Annotated in this window: 1 protein-coding gene; it reads right to left on the bottom strand. The window is 71.9% G+C overall.

Annotated features, from left to right (window positions below; all coding sequences use genetic code 11):
- A partial coding sequence (locus tag KBX39_RS32875; protein WP_210874314.1) for a glycosyltransferase family 2 protein occupies positions 1–438 on the bottom strand: 438 nt, incomplete at both ends.

Raw genomic sequence — 438 nt, forward strand, 5'->3', positions numbered from 1 at the left:
CCTCGGCGAGCGTGTCGTCGGTCAGGCCGCCCACCTGCTCCAGCGCCTGCCGCCGGAACGCGCCGATCGCGCCGGGGACGGTGGGCATGCAGCGCAGCGTCTCGTAGAGGCGGCGGTCGAGGTTGAAGCCGATGACGTACTCGATGTGCTGCCACTTGGCGATCAGGCCGCGACGGTTGCCGACCTTGACGTTGCCGGCGACCACGCCGACCCGGGGGTCGGCGAACGGCTGGACCAGCCGGCGGACCGAGTCCGGCTCGAAGATCGTGTCGCCGTCGACCATGACGATCAGGTCGTGCCGGGCCAGCGCGACGCCGGTGTTCAACGCGCTCGGCTTGCCGCCGTTGGGCTTGCGCACGACCCGCACGTTCGGCAGGCGCAGCGCCGCGACGATGTCGGCGGTGCCGTCGGTCGAGCCGTCGTCGACCACCACCACCT

Source organism: Micromonospora sp. D75 (genome assembly GCF_018070405.1).
GTDB lineage: Bacteria > Actinomycetota > Actinomycetes > Mycobacteriales > Micromonosporaceae > Micromonospora > Micromonospora chalcea.